General features: G+C 38.7%; 17 protein-coding genes. 16 read left to right on the forward strand and 1 reads right to left on the reverse strand.

All coding sequences use genetic code 11. The features are described from left to right. The first annotated feature begins 80 nt into the window (after positions 1–80). The 10 genes from Q0486_RS05740 to Q0486_RS05785 all read left to right on the forward strand — a co-directional run bounded on the left by Q0486_RS05740 (position 81) and on the right by Q0486_RS05785 (position 9,035). Positions 81–1,160 (forward strand): aminoglycoside phosphotransferase family protein, encoded by a 1,080-nt coding sequence (locus Q0486_RS05740; protein ID WP_299231107.1) that lies wholly within the window; start codon positions 81–83, stop codon positions 1,158–1,160. Positions 1,161–1,499: 339 nt separating this feature from the next. After that, positions 1,500–1,928 carry a SoxR reducing system RseC family protein gene (locus tag Q0486_RS05745; protein ID WP_299231108.1) on the forward strand — a complete coding sequence of 143 codons (429 nt, stop codon included), beginning with the start codon at positions 1,500–1,502 and terminating at the stop codon, positions 1,926–1,928. 17 nt (positions 1,929–1,945) lie between these two features. Continuing rightward, positions 1,946–2,911, forward strand: coding sequence for a Fe-S cluster domain-containing protein (locus tag Q0486_RS05750; RefSeq protein WP_287677970.1), 966 nt, complete (start codon positions 1,946–1,948; stop codon positions 2,909–2,911). Between the two features lie 36 nt (positions 2,912–2,947). After that, complete coding sequence (rsxC, locus tag Q0486_RS05755; protein ID WP_299231111.1) at positions 2,948–4,285, forward strand: electron transport complex subunit RsxC; 1,338 nt, start codon at positions 2,948–2,950, stop codon at positions 4,283–4,285. Positions 4,286–4,309: 24 nt separating this feature from the next. Next, positions 4,310–5,299, forward strand: coding sequence for an RnfABCDGE type electron transport complex subunit D (locus Q0486_RS05760; protein WP_299231113.1), 990 nt, complete (start codon positions 4,310–4,312; stop codon positions 5,297–5,299). Next, positions 5,296–5,937 (forward strand): RnfABCDGE type electron transport complex subunit G, encoded by a 642-nt coding sequence (locus Q0486_RS05765; RefSeq protein WP_299231116.1) that lies wholly within the window; start codon positions 5,296–5,298, stop codon positions 5,935–5,937. Before Q0486_RS05760 ends, Q0486_RS05765 begins: the two co-directional genes overlap by 4 nt. A gap of 18 nt (positions 5,938–5,955) precedes the next feature. Continuing rightward, entirely contained in the window at positions 5,956–6,540 is a 585-nt protein-coding gene (locus Q0486_RS05770; RefSeq protein ID WP_287677965.1) for an electron transport complex subunit E, read from the forward strand. A gap of 19 nt (positions 6,541–6,559) precedes the next feature. Further along, positions 6,560–7,159, forward strand: a complete 600-nt coding sequence (gene rsxA / locus Q0486_RS05775; RefSeq protein WP_235336935.1) for an electron transport complex subunit RsxA — start codon at positions 6,560–6,562, stop codon at positions 7,157–7,159. A gap of 162 nt (positions 7,160–7,321) precedes the next feature. Then, entirely contained in the window at positions 7,322–8,356 is a 1,035-nt protein-coding gene (gene galE, locus Q0486_RS05780) for a UDP-glucose 4-epimerase GalE (RefSeq protein WP_299231122.1), read from the forward strand. A 205-nt stretch (positions 8,357–8,561) separates the two neighbouring features. Next, the gene (locus Q0486_RS05785) at positions 8,562–9,035 is read left to right on the forward strand and encodes a DUF456 domain-containing protein (protein ID WP_299231124.1); all 474 of its coding nucleotides are present in this window, start codon (positions 8,562–8,564) and stop codon (positions 9,033–9,035) included. A gap of 491 nt (positions 9,036–9,526) precedes the next feature. Here the strand turns inward: Q0486_RS05785 and Q0486_RS05790 are convergent, their stop codons facing one another. Beyond that, positions 9,527–9,760 carry a hypothetical protein gene (locus Q0486_RS05790; protein WP_299231126.1) on the reverse strand — a complete coding sequence of 78 codons (234 nt, stop codon included), beginning with the start codon at positions 9,758–9,760 and terminating at the stop codon, positions 9,527–9,529. Positions 9,761–9,951: 191 nt separating this feature from the next. Between Q0486_RS05790 and Q0486_RS05795 the strand changes: the two genes are divergently transcribed. From Q0486_RS05795 to Q0486_RS05820, 6 genes are all read left to right on the forward strand, one after another. After that, positions 9,952–12,156, forward strand: coding sequence for a sodium-translocating pyrophosphatase (locus tag Q0486_RS05795; protein ID WP_299231128.1), 2,205 nt, complete (start codon positions 9,952–9,954; stop codon positions 12,154–12,156). Positions 12,157–12,188: 32 nt separating this feature from the next. After that, on the forward strand, positions 12,189–12,674 hold the full coding sequence (locus tag Q0486_RS05800) for a ferritin (RefSeq protein WP_154044794.1): 486 nt from the start codon (positions 12,189–12,191) through the stop codon (positions 12,672–12,674). Between the two features lie 195 nt (positions 12,675–12,869). Next, positions 12,870–13,775: a WYL domain-containing protein gene (locus Q0486_RS05805; protein ID WP_299231131.1), complete on the forward strand. Its 906-nt coding sequence runs from the start codon at positions 12,870–12,872 to the stop codon at positions 13,773–13,775. A gap of 4 nt (positions 13,776–13,779) precedes the next feature. Further along, entirely contained in the window at positions 13,780–14,313 is a 534-nt protein-coding gene (locus tag Q0486_RS05810; RefSeq protein WP_299231133.1) for a 3'-5' exonuclease, read from the forward strand. A 23-nt stretch (positions 14,314–14,336) separates the two neighbouring features. Further along, positions 14,337–16,232, forward strand: coding sequence for a DUF262 domain-containing protein (locus tag Q0486_RS05815; protein ID WP_299231135.1), 1,896 nt, complete (start codon positions 14,337–14,339; stop codon positions 16,230–16,232). A gap of 3 nt (positions 16,233–16,235) precedes the next feature. Beyond that, positions 16,236–18,608 (forward strand): DUF262 domain-containing protein, encoded by a 2,373-nt coding sequence (locus tag Q0486_RS05820; RefSeq protein WP_299231137.1) that lies wholly within the window; start codon positions 16,236–16,238, stop codon positions 18,606–18,608. Positions 18,609–18,730: the final 122 nt, after the last annotated feature.

The raw sequence follows: 18,730 nt of genomic DNA on the forward strand, positions 1-18,730 counted from the left end.
AACTAAAAATAAACCTTGTTTTGCTATCTGGTGATGGCAATCTAAATGTAGAATGAAAATTTTTTAAACTTGTTATAACCATGAATTCATTAAATCAAATCATTGAAAAATTTCCGGAAATTAAAAATGTAGAGTCTGTCAAACCTTTGACAGCGGGTCTGATCAACCAGACTTATCTTGTAACAACTCAGGAAGGTACTCCTAATTTTATTCTCCAGTGCATAAATCATAATATTTTCAAGAATGTCGATTTGCTGCAGAATAATATAGAGTGTGTAACTAATCATATACGTAAGAAACTTGAAGCAGCCGGTGAAAAGGAACTTGACAGAAAAGTCCTTCGTTTTGCTGTTGCAGACAATGGTAAAACTTATTATTTCGACGGCGAGAAGTATTGGCGCGCTTGCGTGTTTGTTGAAGGTTCACTCACTCTTGATGCTGTTACTCCTGAGTCTTCATATCTGGTAGGACTTAAGTTCGGTGAATTCGAAGCTATGTTGTCCGATCTGCCTTGTCAGCTTGAAGAAACAATTCCGGATTTCCATAATATGGAGTTCAGATTGAAGCAACTGCATGATGCTGTTGATGCTAATGCTGCCGGACGTCTTGATAAGGTAAGCGATCTGGTGGCTGAAATAGAAAAAGATGCGTATGATATGTGTTGTGCCGAAAGATATTATCGTGAAGGAAAGCTTCCTAAACGTATCTGCCACTGTGATACCAAAGTGAGCAACATGCTCTTTGATAAAGAGGGAAATGTTCTTTGTGTTATTGATCTTGATACTGTGATGTCAAGTTTCGTGTTCTCCGATTTCGGCGATTTCCTTCGTTCGGCTGCTAATACCGGTAAGGAAGATGATGAGAACCTTGACAACGTGAAGTTTAATTTCGAGATTTTCAAGTCCTTTGCAAAGGGCTATATTGAATCGGCAAAATGTTTCCTTACTCCGCTGGAAATAGAACTCCTCCCGTATGCTGTAACATTGTTCCCATATATGCAGGCTGTGCGTTTCCTTACTGATTATATCAATGGCGATACTTATTATCAAACCAAGTATCCTGAACATAATTATGTAAGAACTCTTGCGCAATATAAATTGTATAAGGAAGCAAAGGCTGCAATGGGGGATATGAAAGACTATATAAATTCACTTGTATAACTTTGCGTAACACGGGCGTGTTACGCGTGTGACACGTTGGTGTTACGACCGTTACACGGCCGTGTTACGCGCGTTACACCTTCGTGTAACAGTTTCTTTTTCTAAGCATCTTTGTATAGGACTGCTGATATTTAATATAAAAAGAGCTTTATCCTCTAAACGTACGGTATATTTGCCTGTTTGTTCATTGGATATAGTTCTTTTTTGTATTTTTTTATCATAATGCTCTGTACGTACTTCTGAATTGGATTTTTTTTACAAAAAAAATCCCGTTAACGATAACGGAAATTGAAAATTTGTTGTACATTTGCCGCATATTTGTAATGTGTGGTTTGCAAAATGAATAACAATATAAAACACCTTGGTATTGTGGAAAGCATAGACGGTTCTCATGTGAGAGTCAAGATTCTTCAGAGCTCGGCTTGTTCGTCGTGCAGCGTGAAAGGTCACTGTAATATTTCGGAGACCAAGGAAAAAATAATAGATATACATGATAAAGAAAGTGCGGAATGTTGTTCAGTAGGGCAGCAGGTGATGGTATGTGGTACAACTTCTATGGGCATGAAAGCGGTTTTTCTGGCATTTGTTCTGCCTTTTGTTGTGCTCTTGGCATCTTTGTTTGTTACTATGCGAGTCACAGATGGTGATGAGGCTACATCTGCTTTAGTCTCTTTATGCACCCTTATACCTTATTATATAATCATATATCTGTTGAGGAATAAAATCAGTCGCACATTCTCATTTACATTGGAAACAATAAATAATTAATAAACTAACTTTAATTTATGGATTTAATTTTAATTGCAGTAATTTCATTGGGAGCCATTGGCTTGGTTGCAGCAGTAATTCTGTATGCAGCATCAAAGAAATTCGCTGTGTACGAAGATCCGCGAATTGCTCAGGTAAGCGAAGTGCTTCCTCAGGCTAACTGCGGTGGATGTGGTTATCCGGGATGTTCTGGTTTTGCCGCTGCTTGCGTTAAAGCCGGTTCACTTGAAGGTAAACTGTGTCCTGTAGGCGGACAGCCTACAATGGAAAAAGTAGCTGCCATTCTTGGTCTTGAAGCTGCCGCTTCAGAACCTAAGGTAGCTGTAGTGAGATGTAACGGTACATGTGCCAACCGTCCTAAACTTACTAAGTACGACGGTGTACGCTCATGTGTAGTGGCTAACTCTACTTATGGTGGAGAGTCAGGATGTACATTCGGATGTCTTGGCTGTGGCGACTGTGTGTCGGCTTGTACATTCGGTGCCATCAAGATGAATCCTGAAACAGGACTTCCTGAAGTAGATGAAAGCAAGTGTACTGCCTGCGGTGCTTGTGCCAAGGCATGTCCTCGTTCAATCATCGAAATCCGTCCGAAAGGAAAGAACAATCGCCGTGTTTACGTTCAGTGCGTCAACAAAGATAAGGGTGCAGTTGCCCGCAAGGCTTGTACTGCAGCATGTATCGGTTGCGGCAAGTGTGTCAAGGTTTGTCCGTTCGAGGCTATCACTCTTGAAAACAATCTTGCTTACATTGATCCTGCAAAATGTAAGTCATGCCGTAAGTGCGAAATGGAATGTCCTCAGAATGCAATCATTGCTGTGAACTTCCCTCCTAGAAAGGCAAAACCTGCTGAAGAAACTGCTCCAAAGGCAGAAGCTGCTGCTCCTAAAGCAGAAACAGTAGCTCCAAAGGTAGAAAAACCTGCAACAGAGCAGCCAAAAGCAGAAACTCCTGCACAGGAAGCTCCAAAGGCAGAAGCATAATTAATCCGATTAATAACAATATTAAACGATATAAACGTGAAAACATTTAGAATAGGTGGAGTCCATCCGGCAGAAAACAAGTTGTCGGCAGGCAAGGCGATAGAAACGCTTGCCCTCCCCAAACAGGCTGTTTTCCCTTTGTCTCAGCATATAGGTGCACCGGCTACAGCCATCGTAAAGAAGGGTGACGTAGTTAAGGTTGGTACTAAGATTGCCGAAGCAGGCGGTTTCGTTTCGGCAGCTATTTACTCTTCAGTATCAGGTAAGGTGAACAAGGTGGACAGCGTTATTGATGCCAGCGGTTACCGTAAACCGGCTATCTTCATCGACGTGGAAGGCGATGAATGGGAAGAATCAATCGACCGTAGTACAGAACTGGTTAAGGAATGCAACCTTACTCCGGAAGAAATAGTAGCTAAAATCAAGAACGCAGGTGTTGTAGGTATGGGTGGTGCATGTTTCCCAACTCATGTCAAACTTACTCCTCCTCCTGGATGCAAGGCTGAATGCGTTATCATCAACGCTGTAGAGTGTGAGCCTTATCTTACTGCCGACCACCGTCTGATGCTTGAAAAAGCAGACGAAATTCTGGTGGGTGTACAGATCCTTATGAAAGCCGTAAAAGTTGACAAGGCTTACATCGGTATAGAGAACAACAAGCCTGATGCTATCAAGCTGATGACAGAAAAGGCTGCCCAGTACAAAGGTATTGAAGTTGTTCCTCTGAAAGTTAAATATCCTCAGGGAGGTGAAAAACAGCTTATCGATGCTGTTATCGGCCGTCAGGTTCCTGCCCCTCCTGCAATTCCTATCAATGTAGGTGCCGTAGTTCAGAACGTAGGTACAGCATATGCCGTTTATGAAGCTGTTCAGAAGAACAAACCGTTGTTCGAACGTGTGGTTACAGTGACAGGTAAATCACTGAAGAATCCTTCAAACTTCCTGACACGTATGGGTACACCGATGAGCCAGCTTATCGAAGCTGCCGGAGGTCTGCCTGAAGATACAGGAAAGGTAATCGGTGGTGGTCCTATGATGGGTAAGGCACTTGCCAATACTGAAGTTCCTATCTGCAAGGGAAGTTCAGGTGTTCTCCTGATGAACGACAAAGAAGCTGCACGTGCAGAGGCTATGCCATGTATCCGTTGTGCAAAATGTGTAAGCGCATGTCCTATGGGACTTGAACCGTTCCTTTTGGCTACATGCTCTGCTCATGGCGACTGGGAACGCGTTGAGAAAGAAATGATTATGTCATGTATAGAGTGTGGCTCATGTCAGTTCACATGTCCTTCACGCCGTCCAATGCTTGACTATATCCGTTTAGGTAAAGGCAAAGTAGGTGCGATTATCCGTGCACGCAATGCTAAAAAATAATTAATCGAAATTTATCGAATAACTATGGCTAATAAATTAATAGTATCTTTATCACCCCATGTACACAGCGGCGACAGCGTACAGAAAAACATGTACGGTGTAATCATAGCCTTGATACCTGCCTTGCTCGTGTCATTCTATATGTTCGGTCTTGGGGCTGTAATAGTAACGCTCACATCTGTTGCAGCGTGCTTGTTCTTCGAATGGGCGATTACCAAGTTCATTCTGAAACGCGAACGTACAACCATACTCGACGGCTCGGCAGCACTTACAGGTCTGTTGCTTGCCTTCAACCTTCCGTCAAACCTTCCTTTGTGGATTATCATCATCGGTGCCCTTGTTGCAATCGGTATTGGTAAGATGACTTTCGGCGGATTGGGATGCAACCCTTTCAATCCTGCATTGGTTGGACGTATCTTCCTGCTTATCTCTTTCCCTGTACAGATGACTTCATGGCCTGTAGCTGGTCAGCTCACAGCTTATACAGACGCTGAAACAGCTGCAACTCCGCTTGCCCTGATGAAAATGGCAGTCAAGGGTGATGCTACTGCTCTTGAGCAGCTACCTTCTACTATTGATCTGTTCCTTGGTAACAACCATGGATGTATCGGTGAGATCAGTGCACTTGCTTTGTTGCTCGGCTTGATATATATGTTGTGGAAGAAAATCATTACATGGCATATCCCAGTATCAATCATCGCTACAGTATTCGTTTTCGCTACACTGTTGAACTTGGTTGACCCTGCCAAATATGCTGACGGACTTACTCATCTGTTTACAGGTGGTCTTATGTTGGGTGCCATCTTTATGGCTACAGACTATGTTACATCGCCTATGAACCACAAAGGCATGATTATCTACGGTATTGCCATAGGTTTCCTAACAGTACTTATCCGTACTTTCGGTGCCTATCCGGAAGGTATGTCGTTCGCTATCTTCATCATGAACGCATTCACTCCGCTGATCAATACTTATTGCAAACCTAAAAGATTCGGGGAGGTAGTAAAGAAATGAAAAAGCTAGAATCATCATTGAAGAATATGGCTCTTGCCCTGACAGGCTTTTCTGTAGTGGCCGGAGCAATATTGGGCTGGGTGAACGAAGTGACTGCCGAACCTATAGCACAGGCTAATGCAAAGACATTGAGTGATGCTATAGCAGTAGTAGTTCCTGGTTTCGACAATAACCCTGCGGAAGCTCCTGAAACAATCGATGTTGACGGTGTTTCATATAAGATTTACAAGGCTACAAAAGGTGGCGAGTTTATCGGTGCTGCAGTAGAATCTTCATCTATGGGATTCGGTGGCGAGCTGAAAGTTCTTGTTGGTTTCGATGTTGAAGGAAACATCATCGACTATTCATTGTTGAGTCATGCAGAAACTCCGGGATTGGGATCTAAGGCTGCCGATTGGTTTAAGAAAGGTGCCAAAGGCGATATTACAGGCAAGAATCCTGGTAATGCACCTTTGACAGTATCCAAAGATGGTGGCGAGATAGATGCCATTACAGCTTCTACCATTACAAGCCGTGCTTTCCTTGCAGCTGTAAACAGCGCATACGGAGCTTATAAGAACCAGCATGTTGACGGTACTAGCGGTGCAACTCAGCAGACTGCTGACGAAGAGAAAACTGAAAATGTAGAAAACAATTAATAGGAGAGGAGTAAGATTATGAATAATTTTAAAGTATTAATGAACGGAATCGTTAAGGAAAATCCTACTTTCGTTCTCCTTTTGGGTATGTGTCCAACATTGGGTACAACATCTTCTGCCATCAACGGTATGGGTATGGGACTTGCTACAATGTTCGTACTTATCTGTTCAAACATTGTAATCTCTTCTATCAAGAAGCTTGTTCCTGACATGGTGCGTATCCCTATCTTCATCGTTGTCATCGCATCATTCGTAACAGTATTACAGATGGTAATGCAGGCATACGTTCCAGCTCTCTACGCAACTTTGGGTCTTTTCATCCCTCTTATCGTGGTGAACTGTATCCTTCTTGGACGTGCTGAGGCTTTTGCTGCCAAGAACAATCCTGTAGCTTCGTTCTTCGATGGTCTTGGTATGGGACTTGGTTTCACTATCGCCCTGACATTGCTTGGTGGTGTACGTGAATTCCTAGGAACAGGTAAGATATTCAATATCACAATTATGCCTGAACAGTATGGCATGCTGATATTTGTCCTTGCTCCTGGTGCTTTCATCGTATTGGGCTATCTGATTGCTATTGTAAACCGCTTGAAAAAAGCATAACCCTTAAAAGACTTTTTATATGGAATATATATTGATATTTATTACAGCTATATTTGTGAACAACATCGTGTTGTCACAATTCCTTGGTATCTGCCCGTTCTTAGGCGTATCAAAGAAAGTTGAAACAGCTATGGGTATGGGTGCGGCAGTAGCATTCGTGTTGGTTCTTGCAACTATTGTTACATACGTTATCCAGAAGTTCGTTCTTGATGCTTTTGGTTTGGGGTATCTTCAGACCATAGCATTCATCCTTGTCATTGCAGCATTGGTTCAGATGGTTGAGATTATTCTTAAGAAAGTTTCTCCATCGCTTTATCAGGCATTGGGAGTGTTCCTTCCACTTATCACAACAAACTGCTGTATCCTTGGTGTTACAATACTTGTAATTCAGAACGATTTTGATTTGCTTACAGGTGTTGTTTATGCATTTGCCACTGCGTTAGGTTTTGCGCTTGCACTTATAGTGTTTGCCGGAATTCGTGAACAGCTTAGTATGGTAAATATCCCTAAAGGTATGCAGGGAATGTCAATAGCTTTAGTAACAGCAGGTCTGTTGGCTATGGCATTCATGGGATTCTCAGGTGTTGACAAAGGTCTTGCGGCATTGTTTGGAATATAATAGGAAATATAATTTGATTTTCAGAAAATCCGGTATCATACTGATGCCGGATTTTTTTGTATAATTTCCATTAATTTGGTTGACTTTTGAATTTAATTTATTATTTTTGCTCGAAATAAGTCTAAAACTTTATTATACACAATAATATAAAAACCTTTAATTATGAAAAAAAGAATTCTGGTTGCCGGTGGTACAGGCTACATCGGTTCTCACACAGTTGTGGAATTGCAGAACAGCGGTTATGAAGTAATCATTGTTGATAATCTTTCAAACTCAAGAGCTGATGTAGTTGACAGCATCGAACAGATTACAGGCATTCGTCCTGCTTTTGAGAAAGTAGATTGCCTTGACTATGAAGGTATGGATGCTGTTTTTACAAAATATCCTGGTATAGAAGGTATTATTCACTTTGCAGCAAGTAAGGCTGTAGGCGAGTCTGTGCAGAAACCTTTACTTTATTATCGTAACAACCTCGTTTCTCTGATAAATATTCTTGAGCTGATGCCTAAGCATGGTGTAAAAGGAATCATCTTCTCATCATCTTGTACTGTATATGGTCAGCCGGACGTATTGCCTGTAACAGAAGCAGCTCCAATCAAGAAAGCAGAATCACCTTACGGTAATACAAAACAGATCAACGAAGAAATCATTGATGATACAATTGCCTCAGGTTCTCCTATCAAGGCTATCAAACTTCGTTATTTTAATCCTATTGGTGCTCATCCAACTGCACTTATCGGTGAGTTGCCTAACGGTGTTCCACAGAATCTAGTACCGTTCCTCACTCAGACAGCTATGGGTATCCGTGAAAAATTGAGCGTATTCGGTGATGACTACGATACTCCTGATGGTTCTTGTATCCGTGATTACATTTATGTAGTTGACCTTGCCAAGGCTCACGTAATAGCTATGAACCGTATCCTTGAAGGCAAGCAGAAACAGGCTTCAGAAGTATTCAATGTAGGTACAGGTCGTGGTTTGTCTGTTCTTGAGCTTATCAATGCTTTTGAATCATCTACAGGTGTGAAACTCAATTACCAGATAGCTCCTCGTCGTGCAGGTGATATCGTTAAGGTATGGGCAGATCCTTCGTATGCCAATAATGAACTTGGCTGGAAGGCTGAAACTTCAATCGAAGATACACTACGCTCAGCATGGAACTGGCAGGTACATTTGCGTGAAAAAGGAATCATGTAATTAAATCAAATATAAAATAATAAAACCTAATTATAAATGAAACTATCTGAATTGTGTGAATGTATGAGAATATATTCGTACAAGTCTGTGTAAACCACAGATATAGTAGTTTTGTCGTGTTTTATTTTGTGTTTGTGTTGTGGCTGTTCTTCGACGTGAGTCGGAGGGCAGCTTTTTTAATTATTCAATTTAAAAACTAGTATATATGGATATAGTATTGATTATTTTTTCGATATTGTTTATGGTTGTCGGTCTTCTTGGTTGTATTCTTCCGGCTCTTCCAGGTCCACCCGTTTCGTATATAGGTTTTCTGTTACTTCATTTCACTGATAGGGTTCAGTTTAGTACTGCACAGATTCTTATACTGTTACTTCTGGTTATAGTAGCACAGGTTATCGATTATTTTATTCCTGTCTTGGGAAGCAAATACAGCGGAGGAACCAAATGGGGGAGTTGGGGAGCCTTTATTGGTTCTGTGGTAGGATTGTTTTTTCTGCCATGGGGATTGCTTTTAGGACCTTTTCTCGGGGCGGTGGCAGGCGAACTTATGGGTGATGCCGATATGAAATCAGCATTGCGTTCAGGCACCGGTGCACTTGTAGGATTTCTTTTAGGTACAGTCTTAAAACTGGCGTTATGTATGTATTTTATAGTTCTTCTGATACATGCGCTCATTTAAAATGATATATTTACCGTTATCGCACACAATGTTTTTATGCTCAATAAATGATATAAATCAAGAAAAGCAGTTATTTTGTTAAAAACATGTTCTTAAACATTGTTTTTATCAATTTTACCCTTACCTTTGCATCGTGGTTGTGAAACCAGTAAGACTTATAAAACTATAAGTAACACAAAATATTAAGGTATTAGATTAGACTTAAGGTAATTATTTAAGGTATTAGGTTAAAGTTATTAGTTTAAAGGTAAAGAGGTTTTTCAAGGGATTAGTTTTTAAGGATTAAGGTTAAGAGAGAGAGATTTTTTAGTTTTCAGGATTTAGGATTAGGTTTTAATAGGTTTTAGGATTAGTTTTAGGTAAAAAGTAAGCAAAGGGATAACGTAAGACTTGAAAAACAAAGAGATGAAAAGAACCCTTAATTGGGGGGTTCTTTAGATGGTCGGCGGCATTCACAGACAACTGGATGGCGCCTTTTTTATTGTTTCTTCTCAAATGAGCCAGCTGATTATTGAAATAGTTATTAATATTAATGCTGTCCCTCGTAATATATTTCTTATTGTACTGTCATAGAACAGACTGAATAGTACAATTGCAAGTGAATATCTGAGAAGACTGTCACCTAAAGTAATGTCCGTTTGTACTATTGCAGCTATGATAACAGCTATTGCCGGTATCATAATCATGATAGCAGTTGCAATATTCATATCCTGTTTCTTCATCATTATATTCTTTATTGTTGTTACTGTCAGTAAATATGGAAATAATCTTAAGAATACTATCAGTTTATATCTGATATATTGTTATTCGGTGTATTATTTTACATTTTTTCTTTCTCATATTTCATGTATATTTCACTAAATAAAAAATAATCGTTATATTTGGGAAAAGCGATTAAACTTAAAATCATATTCTTATGGAAACAGGATTATTTTGGATAGTGCCTGTAGCCTCAATTCTGGCTTTGGTACTTGCCTGGTATTTCTACCGGCAGATGATGAAAGAAAGCGAAGGAACACCTCAGATGCAGAAGATAGCATTGCATGTTCGTCAGGGAGCAATGTCATATCTGAAACAGCAGTATAAGGTTGTTACTATAGTTTTCATCGCCCTGGTGATATTATTCTCCATTATGGCATACGGTTTCAATCTCCAGAACCACTGGGTTCCTGTGGCTTTTCTTACAGGAGGTTTCTTCTCTGGATTATCAGGCTATCTGGGTATGAAAACAGCTACATACGCTTCTGCACGTACTGCCAATGCCGCGCGTACTTCTCTGAACAGAGGTCTTAGGGTAGCTTTCCGTAGCGGTGCTGTTATGGGGCTTGTGGTTGTCGGCCTTGGTCTCTTCGACATTTCTTTCTGGTATATCCTCCTTGACAGAGTTATAGATGCCGATTCTGCAAATCCTACGGCTAAACTTTGTATGATTACCACCACTATGCTTACATTCGGTATGGGAGCATCTACGCAAGCTCTGTTTGCTAGAGTTGGAGGAGGTATATACACAAAGGCTGCCGATGTCGGTGCAGACCTTGTAGGTAAGGTGGAAGTGGGAATACCGGAAGATGATCCGCGTAACCCGGCTACTATAGCTGATAATGTGGGCGACAATGTAGGCGACGTGGCAGGTATGGGTGCTGATCTGTACGAATCATACTGTGGTTCAATCCTTGCCACAGCTGCTCTTGGTGCTGCAGCTTTTATCGGTACTGGTGATACTGAAATGCAGTTTAAGGCAGTAATTGCACCTATGCTTATCGCAGCCGTAGGCATTATACTATCTATAATAGGAATTTTTGCAGTACGTACACGCGAAGATGCCGGAATGAAGGATCTGCTCAACTCTCTTTCTGTGGGTACAAACCTCAGTTCAATACTCATAGTAATTGCCACATTCTTTATCTTATGGATGCTCGACATGAAAAATTGGGTAAACATTTCGTTTGCAGTAGTAGTAGGTCTGATAGTAGGTATAATCATCGGACGTTCCACAGAGTATTACACATCACAGTCTTATAAGCCAACCCAGAAACTTTCCGAAAGTGGAAAAACAGGTCCTGCCACAGTCATTATCTCAGGTATAGGTCTTGGAATGGTTTCCACTACTATACCTGTTATAGCAGTTGTGGCCGGAATTATATTGTCCTATTGGCTTGCTTCAGGATTCGATCTTTCCAACATTGGTATGGGCTTGTACGGTATAGGTATAGCAGCAGTAGGAATGCTTTCTACACTTGGAATAACACTTGCCACCGATGCATACGGACCAATAGCCGACAATGCCGGAGGTAATGCCGAGATGAGTGGTCTTGGAGCAGAAGTCCGCAAGCGTACAGATGCACTTGATTCTTTGGGTAATACTACAGCAGCCACAGGAAAAGGCTTTGCAATAGGTTCGGCAGCACTTACAGGGCTGGCTCTTCTTGCATCTTATATAGAAGAAATTAGAATAGGTCTTGAGAGAATAGGTAATACGGTTCTTGAGTTGCCAAACGGAATAAGTGTAGCTATACATGATGCTAGCTTCACCGATTTCATGATATACTATGATGTAACTCTCATGAATCCTAAGGTACTTTCCGGAATGTTTATAGGCAGTATGATGGCATTCCTGTTCTGCGGTCTCACAATGAATGCCGTAGGTCGTGCTGCAGCCCACATGGTTGAAGAAGTGCGCCGTCAGTTCCGCGAGATAAAAGGAATACTCGAAGGTAAGGCAGAGCCTGATTATGCGCGCTGCGTACAGATTTCTACCAAGGGAGCTCAGCGTGAGATGGTATTCCCTTCAGTATTAGCAATAGTAGCACCAATAGTTACCGGACTCTTGTTCGGAGTATCAGGAGTGATAGGTCTTCTTATTGGAGGATTGTCATCAGGCTTCGTGCTTGCGGTATTCATGGCAAATGCAGGAGGAGCATGGGACAACGCGAAGAAATATGTTGAAGAAGGTAATTTCGGTGGAAAGGGAAGTGAGGTACATCGTGCCACGGTAGTTGGCGATACAGTAGGCGATCCTTTCAAAGATACATCCGGACCGAGTCTGAACATTCTGATAAAGCTTATGAGTATGGTTGCCATAGTCATGGCAGGGCTTACTGTGGCATGGAGTTTGTTATAGGATAATCAACATATATATTAAATTTATAAACTATGATTTCAGAAAAACTACAGAACGCAATCAATGCGCAGATTACTGCCGAAATGTGGTCAGCTAATCTTTATCTTTCAATGTCTTTCTATCTTCAGAAAGAAGGTTACGACGGATTTGCTTCATGGATGAGAAAACAGTCACAGGAAGAACTTGATCATGCATATAATTTGGCTGATTACCTTATGAAGCGTGGTGGTGAGGCTAAAGTTGACAAAATAGATGTTGTTCCTCAGGGATGGGGTAGTCCACTTGAAGTCTTCGAACATGTTTACAAACACGAATGCCATGTATCACAACTTATTGACGATCTTGTAAACATCGCTTCCGAAGTTAAAGACAAAGCTTCACAGGATTTCTTGTGGGGATATGTTCGCGAGCAAGTTGAAGAAGAAGCAACAGCTCAGGGTATAGTTGATAAATTGAAACGTTGCGGCGATCACTCAGGTATTCTATATCTGGATGATAAATTGGGACAGCGTAAGTAATCTATAGACTACTCAGATAATTTCGGTGCTGCAATTTTGTCATAGTGACAAAGTTGCAGCACTTTTTTATTGTATATTAATAGAGAGAATTGTATTTTTTATAATTAGTTTGATATTTCTATATATATGACTAAATTTGGCATAGGCTATATTATAATTTTGTAGCAAAACATAAACTTAAAAAATACAATACTAATGGCAGCTAACAAATTTGGTCGATATGTATGGCTTGTGGACTTAATCAGATGCCATCCATATATCACATTCAAGGAAATAAGCGAAAAGTGGGAAAACTGTGGTCTTGGTGACGGTAAGCCACTTCCATGGAAAACATTCATGAACCATAAAGATGCAGTTCAGACAATCTTTGATATAATCATTTCCTGCGATGCCAAACGCGGATATGGATATTATATTGAAGATGCTGATTTATTGGAGGGAGATGCTTTCCGTTCATGGTTGATAGACTCATATGCCACATTAAACCAGCTTCAGGCAGATAGAAAATTAGAAAAACGCATTTCGTTTGAGAAAATCCCATCTGGGAATAAATACTTACAGATTTTGCTTCAGGCTATGCGGCAGAATTCTGTGGTGGAGATAAGTCATCAGGGATTCGGAAGGTTACATCCAACAACATTTCTGGTAGAACCCTACCATCTTAAGGTGTATAATCGTCGTTGGTATCTGATAGGATGGTCTGTCTATTCAGAGGATATGAGAACTTATGCACTTGACAGAATAAAGAGTGTGACCATAACAGATACGAAATTCGAGATTCCTAAAACCTTTGATATTAATAAATATTTTGATGGATGCGTAGGTATAATAACCGATGCAGAATATGATATAGAGCGTGTGGTTATTAAAGCATATGGATGGGCAAGAAAATATTTATGTACATTGCCCATACACGAATCACAACGTGAAATAACATCAGATGATGAGTCAATTACATTCGAGTTCAAAGTACGACCTAATTATGACTTTGTTCAAATGCTTTTACAGCAGACAGATCAGATAGAAATAATCGAGCCTCAGTGGCTTAAAGAGGGAATGTGTCAGATTGCGGAAAAAATATTATTGTATTACAGAAAATGATTAAATGAAAAGAAAATCAGATATAAATTTTATAGCAATAGACTTTGAAACTGCCAACTCCAAGCGTACGTCTATATGTGAGATAGGTATCTGTGTTGTGAGGAATGGAGAAGTAGCCGAAACTCGTTCCTGGCTTGTGCGCCCTGAAGATAACTATTATAATTATTATAATATAAAAGTGCATGGTATTCGTCCTCAGGACACAGTGAATGCTCCTGATTTCCGTCAGGTATGGGAAGAAATAGAACGTACATACCTTGACGAGTTCGATACTTTTGTTGCTCATAACGTATCTTTCGACAGAAGTTGCCTGCAGCGTTCAGCTGAACTTTATCGCATACATCTGCCTGAATTGAGATGGATATGTTCTTTACAGATTGCTCGCAAGCTTTATTCCTTTACATGTAACTCCCTTGATTATTTGTGTGGGCAGTTAGATATACCCATGGGAACACATCATCGTGCAGGGGCTGATGCCGAGATGTGTGCCAGGCTGTTTTTGAGGGAAATGTATGATGTAACAGAAAACTTAGAATAATAAAGAACTTTAATAAAAAAGCTATGAATCAAACATTTGAACGAAGTAAACTCAGTGACAACAAAATTGAACTTAAGAGTGTCACAGAACTTTGTGGGATGAACTTTTACATTCCAAATTATCAACGAGGCTACAGGTGGACAGACCAACAGGTTAATGATTTGTTGAATGATATCAATGAATTCAATGATATTAATGGCTTTTATTGCTTGCAGCCATTAGTTGTAAAACAACGTGGAGGAGATGTATTTAAAAAGATAAAAGAAGAAGCAAAAGATATCAATGATGTCTATGATTATCTCAAAGGGACATGGGAGGTGATAGATGGGCAACAACGATTGACCACTATTTTTATTCTTATGAAATGCTTGGGAATATCAGACAGAAATTATTCTTTGAAATATGAGACGCGATGTAAAAGTGAGGACTTTTTAAAAGGAAACTTGGATATCAACGAGGATAATATCGACTATTTTCATATATCAAAGGCAAAGCAAACTATTGAAAAATGGCTTGAAAAAAAAGACACTCAATTACGTATGTCTTTACAAAAGAAACTATTGAAAAGGGTGTATTTTATCTGGTACGAATCAGTTGATGAAGACCCGATAAAGGTATTTACTCGACTAAATATAGGTAAAATTTCACTCACAAATTCTGAACTAATCAAAGCTTTATTTTTAAATCGAATGAACTTTGATGCCAACAGAAACGAACATATAAAGTTACGTCAACAAGAAATAGCCTCAGAGTGGGACAAGATAGAATACACATTACAAAATAATGAGTTCTGGCTGTTTTTACATGAGAAAGGTTATAAACGTCCAACAAGAATCGATTTTATATTTGAGTTGATATGTGAGGCCAATGATCTGGATTTAAATGATTATAATGTAAATATCGGAACAGATGACTATAGAACATTCCGATATTTTTATGAATACTTTAAGTCTGATGTGCAGACAGAAATGAACGATAATCGGCAAAATTCTAAAATTACTAAATGCTGGAGTACAGTAAAAAGGTATTATCAGACTTTTGAGGAATGGTTTAATGACATTGAATTATTTCATTATATCGGGTTTCTCATAGACAGTAAAGGAAGTGATATAGTAAAAATACTTTTTCATGAATGGAACCAGCAGACTGAAAAGAAGTTGTTTGTCCAATATCTCAAGAAAGAGATAAAAACTATAATTGACAAATGTCCTGAATTGAATCATCTATATAATGAAGACGGAAGTAATAAAAAGAAGTGTAAGCCCATTTTATTATTTCACAATATTCAGACAGTAATCAACCAGAATCATACACAGCAGAATAATGAGAAATATGGACTTGGAACATTCTATAAATTCCCATTCCACCTTTATAAATCAGAAAACTGGGATGTTGAGCATATTAACTCAAATACAACCAACCCGGAAGATGATGTTGAATCTAAGAGAGAGTGGCTGCTGAATATTTATCTAAGCGTAGGGGACGAATTGCAAAAAAATATACAGGAATATTTTAATTCATCAGATAATAATAATTCATTGTTTGAAAAGATAAAGAAAGAAATCCCTTCTGTCAATGTAGAATGGACACAAGAAGAGAAAAATCAGCTTTGGAATTATTCTTTGCTTGATTCTTCCACAAACCGAAGTTATGGAAATTCTATCTTCTCTGGTAAGCGTAGGGTTATTATCGGTAAAGATAAGGGTAAACTTATAGCAATACCCAAACTGACAAAAGATGGCAAATTAACTATGACAGATGAGCAAAATAGTTCTTCATCGTTTGTTCCGCCATGTACCAAACAGGTTTTCCTGAAATATTATTCAGCAACAGCCGGTAATAATAACTATTGGACAAAAGAGGATGCACAGAGTTATTTAAAAGATATAGAATATTGTATAAAAAAGCTGGAGGAATAGTTTATGACAGACAATAAGACAACATTTTGGAACTTCCTTAAAGAGAATAAAATAGAGATGCCAATTATACAACGTGACTATGCACAGGGAAGACAGGGGAAAGAATATTTGCGCCAATGTTTTCTGTCAAGCCTGAAAAATGCCTTAGATGGAAATAACAATGACACGGAATTAAAACTTGATTTTGTATATGGTTCTGTAGAAAACGGAAAATTGCAACCATTGGATGGACAGCAGCGGTTGACCACATTATGGTTATTGCACTGGTATATAGCATTAAGAACTGGCAAATTGAAAGAAGTCGGAGAAATACTGAAGAGATTTACTTACGAGACAAGAATTTCATCTCGCGAATTCTGTGAGCATTTGTGCGATGGAAGCAATTTTGAATCATTTGATAATTCAGATGATGGTAAGCGGAAAGGCATAGTTGAGTTTATAACCAACCAAACATGGTTTTATTCTGCATGGAAACAGGACCCTACTATTCAGTCAATGCTAAGAATGTTGGGAGGTACAGAAATACGTAATAAAAAGGGTGAGGATATTATCGACGGTATAGAAGAACTCTTTAAAAATGTGAGTAATGAAGAGATGGGATACTATTGGTTAAAGTTAACGACAAACTCTCCAATCGTATTCTATTATTTACCTCTCAAAGAATTCGGTCTTTCAGATGATCTATATATTAAAATGAATGCCCGTGGAAAACAGCTGACGATGTTTGAAAATTTTAAGGCTGATTTAATAGGGTTTATTCAGGAACAAGTTATATGTGAACCCGACAATGTTTGGTGGAACAATCTAATGGATGGATCAAATGGAATACCAATTAAAATGGATACCACATGGACAGACATATTTTGGAGAAACCGTTCCAAATCAAAAAGAATAGATGAAATATACTTTGCATTTTTAAACCGTTATATATTAAATCATGTCGTATTAGGATTAGGCACCTCCGATGAAATTAAAGAAAATAAGAGTTTTACATATCTATATGGTAATCAAGGAAATGATACTGCACTTGAATATACAAGTTTTGAGGTATATAAGATTCAGTCATTTGGGGAAATACTGGATAGTTTGCGGACAACATTGGAACATTTTCATTCATTTTTATCAGAAAGAGAGAATCAAAGACTGGATGATATACAAAAAGAATTTTTACCAATATGGAATAGGCAAAATGATTTCCAATTTATCCCTGAATATAGGGAAGGTTCTATAACAGTTATAACGCAACCGCAAAGGGTTGTCTTTCATGCAATCTGTAGATATTTTGAAGAAGGAGCCTACGAAGAAAAAAGTTTCAAACAGTGGATGCGTATAGTTTGGAATTTAGTGGAGAATGGAAATGTCAACAGTATTGAAGCAATGATAGGTAGTCTGAGACTGATTGATGAGTTAAGCTCACATAGTCATGATATTTATAATTTCTTGGCTAGCGATGAGCAGACAAAATCAAATGCTGCATCAGAACAGCTGAATGAAGAGCGTGAAAAGGCAAAAAAAATTATTGAAGACATAAACTGGGAAAGTAAAATTATTTCATCAGAAAAGTATGCTTTCTTTAATGGAGCTATACGTTTTATGTTCCGTGATGAAAACGGTAATTGGAATTGGAACAGTTTTGACAAAAAGTCAGATAATGCCTTTCAGTATTTTAATCCTGATGGAGCCTACAAAAAAGACTCCCTATTGCTTAGGTATTTCATTAGTAGATTTACTGATTGGAGTTTATTCTGTGGTATGACTTTTGACAATGATGAAAATTCTTGGAGAAATCTCTTGTTGGATAACAAGTGGAAAAGACCTGTTCATGAAATATTGGTTGCTGACAATATTGAAGTTGATACTGATTATCATTCGTCATTGATGAATCTCGAAGCTAAAGTGCAGGAAGAACTTGTAACTACAAAACTTTTAGATGACATTGAAAAAGGATGTTATTTAAATTGGAAATACGACAATTATGTTTTATATCCATATAATGTGAAGGCTGATTGGAAAAAATATATAATAGCGAATAACCGAAATAATATGCTGTCTTTATTATATGGAGGAACGATATCTTGTAACGATAAGCAGGATGGTAGAATATACACCAATCAAAGACTAAATGGCTGTGATTTCTTTTGGGGGTGGAATATAAGGTTTGCATATATGTATGAATCAGTCTTATATGATTTTAGCTGGCAATGGTGTAAAAGAATCGATATGTATGAAGGAGATGTTTGTCTTACAGATATGAAAACACCTTTTACTGATAAATTGGTTATTGATGTTAATCAGATAAGTACACTTGAAGATTTGGTAATGGAATTGGAACGATGTATTAATGACTATAAAGAATATAAAAAGGTTTTATTATAATTTATTATACAATATTTGACTGTTATATAGGAAAGATTTTTTTTCACCCTATCCCTCGATTTGGCATATTCGCATATATACTTTTGGCAAATCAAAGATTAATAACAGAATGTATAACCTTT

Source organism: uncultured Bacteroides sp. (assembly GCF_937912035.1).
Lineage (GTDB): Bacteria > Bacteroidota > Bacteroidia > Bacteroidales > Bacteroidaceae > Phocaeicola.